The following is an 8,525-nucleotide window of genomic DNA, read 5'->3' on the forward strand; positions in this document are numbered from 1 at the left end:
CGGCCGCGGGCACGGGGGCGCCCCCCCCCCGGGCCCCGCCCGCCCCCGTCGGCCCGTCAGGACCGCGTCATCGACCCGCCGTCATCAACAGGGCACCACGACGTCGACGGTCACCGGAACCGGCGACCACGGGTAGGTGGCGACGCTGAAGCTGCCGTGCACGGTGGAGCCGCACGGGACGGTCCCGCCGACGCCCGGCACCTGCACGGTGCTGGCGGTGAACAGGGTCCGGCCGCTGACCGAGCCGAGCGAGGCGCCGCCGACGACCTCGCCGGACAGGCCGGTGAGCAGCTCGACGGTCTGCGGCCACGGGGTGCCCGGGCTCGGCGGGCCGGCCAGGCTGATCTGACCGTACAGCTGGACACCGGTGCCGGTGACCTCGGCGCACACCTTGGTCGACAGTCCGGCCTGCAGGCCGGACGCGCCGCAGGTCACGGTGGTGGTCGTGGTGGTCGCCCGGGCCGCGTTCGCCTGGGCCGGCACCGCCAGCAGGGCCGCCGCGCCAGCGATCCCGGCCGCCGTCAGGGTGAGTCGGTTCATCCGCATGGTCCCGCTCCTCCGTATCTCTTCCTCGCCTCGCCCTGCATGGCATGGCATGGCAAGGCATTCAGGGCATCACTATGGCCACATGTGACATTTCACATGTGGCGTGACGCAACTGTGGCAGATGATTCGAAGGCCATACGGCACAAAGATCCGAACAGTTGGTGATCAGACCGGAAACCGGCCTCGGATGGCGCGATCAAGGTCCTCACCATGTCCCGTCCCGGGCTACTCCCCCAGCGGCAGCCGGCCCGCCCCCAGCAGCCGGGCGCTCTCGATCGCCATGTCCGTGAACGCCAGCGCGTCGGCCCGCCGGCCGAACGGGTTCGGGTAGAGCGAGCGCCGCCGCCCGCCCTCGCGGATCCGCAGGCACTCGTCCAGGATCCGGTGCCAGCGCTCGTCGAACACCGCCCGTGCGTACTCGCCGGCCCCGCGTTTGGAGGCGATCCGTCCGGTGGCCAGCGTGTAGTGCAGCCGGCTCACCCCGAGCACCGCCCGGACCGGCGCCCGTTCGTTCAGACAGGCCAGCCCCGGCCGCGACGCCAGCCGCGAGGAGCTGCGCCACCACGGGTGCCAGTGCTCCTCCAGCCGGACGAGGCTCCAGCCGGCCAGTTCCTCCGGGTCCGTGTGGATCATCAGCTCCTGGGCCCGCGGCCCGCAGAGCGTGACGCCGTGGCGGGCCAGCGTGTGCCAGAGCACCGGTGTGCGGCCGGATCCCACCCGGTGCCGCACCGTCCCCCCGCGCACGTGCGGCCCCGGGGCCGCCTGCGCCGGGGGGCCGGCCAGTTCGTGCCAGGTGAGGTAGGGACCGTCGAACACGGGGCGCGGATGGCGGAGCGCGAGCCGGGCGTGCGCGCGCTCCAGTGCGACCAGTTGCCCGGCCGTCACCGGGTCCGCGGTCACGGCCACGAAGTCGAGGTCGCTCCGTTCCGGGTGGAAGTCGCCCAGGGCCGTCGAACCGACCACGTACAGGCCCTCGACCAGTCCGGGCGCGGCGGCATCGACCAGGGCCAGGTAGGCGTCGGCGATCTCGTGTACGAGAGGGTGCACAGTCACGGCGGCAAGCCTGCCACCAGGATGACCCTCCGTGTCCGCTCGTTTCCACGAGGAAGCGGCGCGTGTTGATGGCCCGTGCACCCTCTTCGCGCCACCCTCACCCCCTTTCGCGCCACCCCTGCGCCACCCTCGCCGGTCCGCGCCGCCCCTGGGCCGGAGGCCGGAGGACGGCCCCGGCCGCGCGGGGGCGGGCGGGCGGACCGGCGTCAGGAGGCCGGCAGGGAGGTGCGCAGCGCGTCGACGCGCTGGACGGCCTCGGTGAATCCGGCGGTGTCGAGGCGGCCGCTGTCGAGGGCGGTGGCCAGGGCCTGCACGGCAGTGTCGCCCTGCTGGAGGTCACGGCCGGAGCAGAGCACCAGGTCCATACCCGCCTCGGCGGCGGCGACGGCCCGGTCGCCGGCGTCGCCGAAGGCCGCCAGGGCGACGGCTTCGAGGGCGTCGGTGACGGTCACGCCGCGGAAACCGAGCCGCTCGCGCAGTTCGCCGTGGACGACGGCGCGCGAGAGCCCGGCCGGGCGGTAGGCGTCGAGGGCCGGGTAGACCGCCCAAGAGGCCATCACCAGCCGGACCCCGGCGGCGATGGCGGCCCGGTACGGCTCCTCGCCGCGCGCCCGCAGGTCGGCGAGCGGGACCGGGAGGACGACGGAGCTCGCGTCGGTGTTCTCCTCCCGGGCGGCGGCGCCGAGCCCGGGGAAGTGCTTGGCCGTCGCGGCGACGCCCAGCTGCTGCTGGGCGGCGAGGTAGGCCGAACCCAACTCGGCCACCACGTCCGGGTTCCGGCTGAAGGACCGCTCGAAGTGGTCGATGAAGTTGTCGGGGGTGTCGAAGACGTCGAGCACCGGTGCCAGGTTGACGTTGAGACCCGCCCCGCTCAGGGTGCGGGCCGCACCGGCGCCGGCCTCGGCGGCCGCGCCGGCCGGGTCGGCGGCCAGGCCGATCTGCTTGGCCGAGAGGTCCGGAGCGCCGGGCAGCCGGCGGACCTTGCCGCCCTCCTGGTCGGTCATCAGCAGCAGCGGCGCGCCGGTCGGCGACTCGGCCGCCGCCTGCCGCAACTGGGCGACGGCCGCCTGGAGCTGGGGCAGCGAGGGGACGTTCTCCTTGAAGAAGATGACGCCGGCGGCGCGGCCCGCGCGGATGGTGGCGAGCAGTTCCGGCGGCGGGGTGGGGCCGGGGTAGGAGTAGATGACCCGGCGGCCGGCGAGCTGGAGCGAATCGTTGGTGGGCACGGGGGTCGTCCTCTCCGTGGGGGTGGGGTGGATCGGGGCCGTCACGGCGGGTTCGGTGTGCTGCCCGGTGGCGTCCTCCGGGCCCTGCGGACCGGCCGGGCCGGACGAGCCGGACGAGCCGGATGGGCCGGATGGGCCGGACGAGCCGGAGTGGGCGGACGGGGCCGACTGGCCGGACGGCGCGGCCGGGGCCAGGGCGGAGAGCAGCAGGGCGAGGAGCGCGACACGGATCGTTCGGCGGGACATCGGCATCCGGCCTCCCTCGGTCGGTCGGGGTCCGGGCGCTCCGGCGGGCGGCGCCCGGGGTGCCCCGGGCGCCCGGCCCGCGACGGCGGGGCGGGCGCGGTGGGGTCGACGGGTCCGGCCGGCGGGCCGGCGATCACCCGGCCGGGGCGAAGGCCCCCTCCCGGATCACGGGGTGGCGCGCGGGTGACACCAGCAGCCTCACCCCGGAAGCGGTCCTCCCGCCTCCCGGAGCAGCCGTCCGAGGACGGCGACGCCCTCCTCGATCTCGCCGGGCGCGCCGGCCGCGTAGCCGAGGACGAGGCCGGGCGGGTGCGGCAGCCGGGCGTGCCAGGACAGCGGCTGGACCTTCACGCCATGGGCGAGCGCCGCCTCGGCGAGCTCGGTGTCCGTGCAGGTCAGACCGGCCGGGAAGGTGACCATGAGGTGCAGCCCGGCGGCCGCGCCGTGCACGACGGCGCCGGGCAGGTGGGCGGCGACGGCGGCCGTCATCGCGTCCCGGCGGCGCCGGTGGCGCGGGCGCAGCAGCCGCAGGTGGCGCTCCAGCGCGCCGGAGTCCATCAGCCGGGCGAGGACGAGCTGCGGCAGGGCGGCGTTGCCGAGGTCGTCGAGCCGTTTGGCGTCGACCAGGAGGTCCCGGTAGCGGGCCGGGGCGAGCATCCAGCCGGTGCGCAGGGCGGGGGCGAGGAGCTTGGAGACGCTGCCGAGGTGGAGGACCTGTTCGGGCAGGACGCCGCGCAGCGCGGGCACCGGCGGGCGGTCGTAGCGGTGTTCGGCGTCGTAGTCGTCCTCGATGACGAGCCCGCCCTCCGCCGCCCACTGGAGCAGTTCGCGCCGCCGGGCACCGCCGAGGACCACACCGGTGGGGAACTGGTGGGCGGGGGTGAGCAGGACGGCGCGGGCGCCGGTGGCGCGCAGCGCGTCGACCCGGATGCCCTCGGCGTCCACGGGGACGGGCGGGGTGGCGGTGATCCGGTGGCCGAGGTGCTGGCGGGTGCCGAGCGAGCCCGGGTCCTCGACGGCGACCACGTCCAGGCCGTCCGCGCGGAGCACCTCGCCGGCCAGGGCGAGTGCCTGGGCGGCTCCGGCCACCACCAGGACGTCCCCGGGGTCGGCGCGGATGCCGCGGTTGCGGCCGAGCCAGTCGGCGACGGCGCGGCGCAGCGCGGGGGTTCCGCGCGGGTCGCCGTAGCCGAAGTCCCGGGCGGCGAGGCCGTGCAGGACGGCGCGTTCGGCGCGCAGCCAGGCGGCGCGGGGGAAGGCGGCGAGGTCCGGGAGGCCGGGCGAGAGGTCGATCCTGGCGGGGGCGGTGCGCAGGGCGTCGAAGGTGGCCGGGACGGGGGTGCCGGCGAAGGGCGACCCGGGTGGTGTCCCGGTCGGGGGCGCGGGCGGGCGCACGGCGGCGGTCCGGCCCGGTCCGGCGGGGACGGCGCTCGGCGCGAGCGGGTCGACCACGACGGTGCCGCCCCTGCCCCGGCCGGCGACCCGGCCCTCCTCGGCGAGCCGGCGGTAGGCGTCGGTGACCACGCCGCGCGAGACCCGCAGGTCGGCGGCGAGCAGCCGGGTCGCGGGCAGCCGGCTGCCGGCCGGCAGCCGTCCGTCGGCGATCGCCTGCCGCAGCCGCCGGGCCAGCCAGTCGGCGAGTCCGCCGACGGGGGCCTCGCCCGGGTCGAGCTGGAGGAAGTCGGCGCCACCGGTTGTGGACCTGTCGATCGGCCGCTCATTGGACCTGTGCACCGGTCCATTGTGCCGGGAGGGTGGGCGTCATGACCACGAGCACCCCGCAGTCCACCGCGGTCCGCGTCGAGACCGGCTCCGTCCACGGCTATGTCCACGGCTACTCCCCCACCGAGGCCCGTCGCCTCGGCGACCAGGCCGACACGCTGGCCGGCCTCCTCCACGCCGGCACCGCCTACCCGCCCGGCAGCCGGGTCCTGGAGGCCGGGTGCGGCGTCGGCGCGCAGACGGTGCACCTGCTGGACTCCAGCCCGGGCGTGCTGCTGACGGCCGCCGACATCTCGGCGGACTCGCTCGCGAAGGCGCGCGCCCGGGTCGCCGCGCACGCGCCCGGGGCGGACGTCCGCTGGCACCACGGCGACCTGCACCGCCTGCCCTTCCCCGACGGCTCCTTCGACCACGTCTTCGTCTGCTTCGTCCTGGAACACCTCGCCGACCCGGCGGCGGCGCTGACCGCGCTGCGCCGGGTGCTGCGCCCCGGCGGCACCCTGACCGTGATCGAGGGCGACCACGGCACGGCCTGCTTCCACCCGCTCGGCGCGGCCGCGCAGCGGGTCGTCGACCACCTGGTCCGGCTCCAGGCGGACGGCGGCGGCGACGCCCTGATCGGCCGGCGGCTGTACCCGCTGCTCGCCGGCGCCGGCTTCCGGGACGTCGCGGTGGGCCCGCGCACGATGTCGGCGGACGGCGCCCGACCCGCACTGGCCGAGACCTTCACCCGGCGCACCTTCATCGCGATGGTCGAGGCGGTGCGGGCGGAGGCGGTCGCGGCCGGACTCACCACGGCCGGGGAGTTCGAGCGCGGTGTCGCCGAGCTCCGCCGCGCGGCGGAGCCGGGCGGGACCTTCCACTACACCTTCTTCAAGGCGGTCGCGGTCAACCCCTGAGCGGCCCGCGGCGGCTCCCCGGCCGCCCGGGCTACTCGGGGTTGTCCCCGAGGGTGTCGAGCACCACGCGCAGGGCGTCGATGAACGCCGCGGTCCGGGCCTCGTCCAGCCCGGCCAGGATGCGCTCCTCGGTGGCGAGGTGGTCGGGCAGGGCGCGGTCCATCAGGGCGTACCCCTCGTCGGTGAGGGCGACGTCGCGGCTGCGGCCGTCGGAGCCGCTGGGGGTGCGGGTGACCAGGCCGCGCGCCTCCAGCCGGTCGAGGCGCTGGCTGATCGCCCCGGAGGTGACCATCGCCGAGCGCATCAGGCCGGTCGGGGTGAGCCGGTAGGGCGGGCCGCTGCGGCGCAGGGTGGCGAGCACGTCGAAGGAGGCGAAGTCGAGGTCGTGCCGGGCGAAGGTCTCCTTCAGCTCGGCGTCGACCAGCCGGGTCAGCCGCTTGAGGCGGCCGAGCACCTCCATGGGGGAGACGTCGAGGTCCGGACGCTCGGCGCCCCACTGCCGGACCACCCGGTCCACATGATCTTCGCGTTCTGCCATGACTCCACCCTAAACGATGCCTTAGCGGTGAGGTACCTCACAGCGTCCACCGCCCCACCCCCTGGTCAGATTCCTTAGCACTGAGATACATTGACTTAGTGCTAAGGAATCGACTCGCCCTCGTGCTGATCACCGCCCTCGCCCCCGCCATCTGGGGCTCGACCTACCTGGTCACCACCGAGCTGCTGCCGCCCGGGCGCCCGCTGCTCGCCGGGGTCCTGCGCGCCCTGCCCGCCGGACTGCTCCTCGTCGCGGTCACCCGCCGCCTGCCGAAGGGCAGCTGGTGGTGGCGCTCGCTCGTCCTCGGCGCGCTGAACATCGGCGTCTTCTTCGCCCTCCTGTTCGTCGCCGCCTACCGCCTGCCGGGCGGGGTCGCTGCCACCGTCGGCGCCGTCCAGCCGCTGATCGCCGCCGGGCTCTCGGCCGCGCTCCTCGGCGACCGCCTCTCCCTGCGCACCCTCCTCTCCGGCATCGCCGGCGTGGCCGGCGTCAGCCTGCTCGTCCTGCGCGCCGACGCCCAGCTGGACGCCCTCGGCATCGTCGCCGCGCTCGGCGGCGCGGTGGTGATGGCGACCGGTGTCGTCCTCTCCAAGCGCTGGACCTCGCCGGCCCCGCTGCTCGCCACCACCGGCTGGCAGCTCACCGCGGGCGGACTGCTGCTCCTGCCGGTCGCCCTGCTGGTCGAGGGTCCGCCGCCGTCCCACCTCACCGGCGCCAACCTGCTCGGCTACGGCTACCTCGGCCTGATCGGCGCGGCCGTCGCGTACGCGCTCTGGTTCCGCGGCATCCGCGGCCTGCCGCCCACCTCGGTCACCTTCCTCGGCCTGCTCAGCCCGGTGGTCGCCACCGCCCTCGGCTGGCTCGTCCTCGGCCAGGACCTGGCGCCCGTCCAGGCGCTCGGCGCGCTGATCGTGCTCGGCTCGCTGGTCGCCGCCCAGACCCAGCGGGCGCGGACCCCGTCGAAGGTGGTCGCCGCGTCACCCTCCGCCGCCCCCGCGGACGCCCGCACCCACCAGGACGCCTGACCGGGCCGGGCGCCCCGCCCCTGGTGGTCCACGCCTCCCGGTTCCCTCCCGATTTCCTTCCGATCCCCGTCCGATCCCCGTCCGATCCACCGTCAGGAGACCTCCCCATGCGCATCACCGTGTTCGGCGCGAGCGGCAACGTCGGCAGCCGGGTCGTGGCCGAGGCCGCCGCCCGCGGCCACCGGGTCACCGCCGTCCTGCGCGACCCCTCCCGCCCGCACCGGTTCCCGGCGACGGTCGGGACCGCCACCGGTGACGCCCGCGACCCCGCCGACGTCCGCCGCCTCGCCGCCGGGCAGGACCTGCTGGTCACCGCCACCCGCCCGGCCCCCGGCCGGGAGGACGAACTGGCCACCGCGACCAAGGGCCTGCTGGCCGGCCTGGCCGGAACCGGCGTGCGGCTGCTCGTCGTCGGCGGCGCCGGCAGCCTCGTCCTGCCCGGCGGGAACGGCGTCACCCTCGTGGACTCCCCCGGATTCCCCGCCGCCCTGCGCCCGATCGCCGACGCCTGCGGCGAGCAGCTCGCCCTCTGCCGCGCGGACGCCGAGGTCGACTGGACCTACCTCAGCCCGGCCGCACTGCTCGAACCGGGCGAGCGGACCGGCCGCTACCGGCTGGGCCTCGACGAGCTCGTCATCGGTCCGGACGGCACCTCGGCGATCTCCATGGAGGACTTCGCCGTCGCCCTCCTCGACGAGGCCGAGCGACCCGCCCACCGCCGCACCCGCTTCACCGTCGGCTACTGACACACCCCTCCCCCGGGCCGGCGTCGACCTCCCGCCCCGATGTCACCCGGACGGGGGACGTTCCTCCAGCTGGCGCCCGGTCAGAGGTGGCTCCGGCGCCCGGGGAAAGACGGGCGCCCACTGGATCGATCACGACCGGTCCACGGGCCAGGATCGACGTCATGACCGTACGCATCACCACCACCCCGATCGGCCCCCGGCCCGGGCGGCGCTCCCTGCGCACCGCCGCCCTGCTCACCTCCCGGCTCACCTCCCTGCTCCCCGCCCTGTGCGCCGTTCTGTGCGCCGTCCTGTGCGCCGTCCTCGCCCGGCGGGCGCGGCGCGGGTCACCGGGGCGAGTCACCGGCGCCGGTCCGCCGTCCACGCCGATGCTCGACCGGGTGCACGATCCCGTGACGCCCGTCGAGGCCCCGCTCCCCCTGCACCGCGCCCTGCGCGGCCCGTGCCCGGCGACGGTCACCGGGCCCGGCGACCACCGGCCGGGGGGGGGGGGGGGGGGCGGGCCCCGGGCCGCCCCCCCCCGC

Annotated in this window: 8 protein-coding genes and 1 pseudogene; 4 read left to right on the forward strand and 5 right to left on the reverse strand. The window is 76.4% G+C overall.

Annotation, left to right across the window (positions count from 1 at the left end; all coding sequences use genetic code 11):
- Positions 1 to 84 precede the first annotated feature (84 nt).
- From ACFXAM_RS14420 to ACFXAM_RS14435, 4 genes are all read right to left on the reverse strand, one after another.
- Positions 85 to 546, reverse strand: a complete 462-nt coding sequence (locus ACFXAM_RS14420; RefSeq protein WP_380290937.1) for a hypothetical protein — start codon at positions 544 to 546, stop codon at positions 85 to 87.
- A gap of 225 nt (positions 547 to 771) precedes the next feature.
- Positions 772 to 1,599, reverse strand: coding sequence for an aminoglycoside adenylyltransferase domain-containing protein (locus ACFXAM_RS14425; RefSeq protein ID WP_380290939.1), 828 nt, complete (start codon positions 1,597 to 1,599; stop codon positions 772 to 774).
- 206 nt (positions 1,600 to 1,805) lie between these two features.
- Entirely contained in the window at positions 1,806 to 3,071 is a 1,266-nt protein-coding gene (locus ACFXAM_RS14430) for a glycoside hydrolase family 3 N-terminal domain-containing protein (protein ID WP_380290941.1), read from the reverse strand.
- A gap of 198 nt (positions 3,072 to 3,269) precedes the next feature.
- The gene (locus tag ACFXAM_RS14435) at positions 3,270 to 4,805 is read right to left on the reverse strand and encodes a PLP-dependent aminotransferase family protein (RefSeq protein ID WP_380290943.1); all 1,536 of its coding nucleotides are present in this window, start codon (positions 4,803 to 4,805) and stop codon (positions 3,270 to 3,272) included.
- Between the two features lie 29 nt (positions 4,806 to 4,834).
- On the opposite strand from ACFXAM_RS14435, the gene ACFXAM_RS14440 reads away from it, so the two are divergent.
- Entirely contained in the window at positions 4,835 to 5,692 is an 858-nt protein-coding gene (locus ACFXAM_RS14440; RefSeq protein ID WP_380290945.1) for a methyltransferase domain-containing protein, read from the forward strand.
- 31 nt (positions 5,693 to 5,723) lie between these two features.
- Here the strand turns inward: ACFXAM_RS14440 and ACFXAM_RS14445 are convergent, their stop codons facing one another.
- Positions 5,724 to 6,230: a MarR family winged helix-turn-helix transcriptional regulator gene (locus ACFXAM_RS14445; RefSeq protein WP_380290947.1), complete on the reverse strand. Its 507-nt coding sequence runs from the start codon at positions 6,228 to 6,230 to the stop codon at positions 5,724 to 5,726.
- Positions 6,231 to 6,328: 98 nt separating this feature from the next.
- On the opposite strand from ACFXAM_RS14445, the gene ACFXAM_RS14450 reads away from it, so the two are divergent.
- The 3 genes and pseudogenes from ACFXAM_RS14450 to ACFXAM_RS14460 form a co-directional block, all read left to right on the forward strand.
- Positions 6,329 to 7,255 (forward strand): EamA family transporter, encoded by a 927-nt coding sequence (locus ACFXAM_RS14450; RefSeq protein WP_380290949.1) that lies wholly within the window; start codon positions 6,329 to 6,331, stop codon positions 7,253 to 7,255.
- A gap of 107 nt (positions 7,256 to 7,362) precedes the next feature.
- On the forward strand, positions 7,363 to 8,001 hold the full coding sequence (locus ACFXAM_RS14455; RefSeq protein ID WP_380290951.1) for an NAD(P)-dependent oxidoreductase: 639 nt from the start codon (positions 7,363 to 7,365) through the stop codon (positions 7,999 to 8,001).
- 161 nt (positions 8,002 to 8,162) lie between these two features.
- Positions 8,163 to 8,525, forward strand: a pseudogene (locus ACFXAM_RS14460) (hypothetical protein); the annotation flags it as partial.

The sequence above is a fragment of the Kitasatospora sp. NPDC059462 genome, from assembly GCF_042749955.1.
In the GTDB taxonomy this organism is placed as follows: Bacteria; Actinomycetota; Actinomycetes; order Streptomycetales; family Streptomycetaceae; genus Kitasatospora.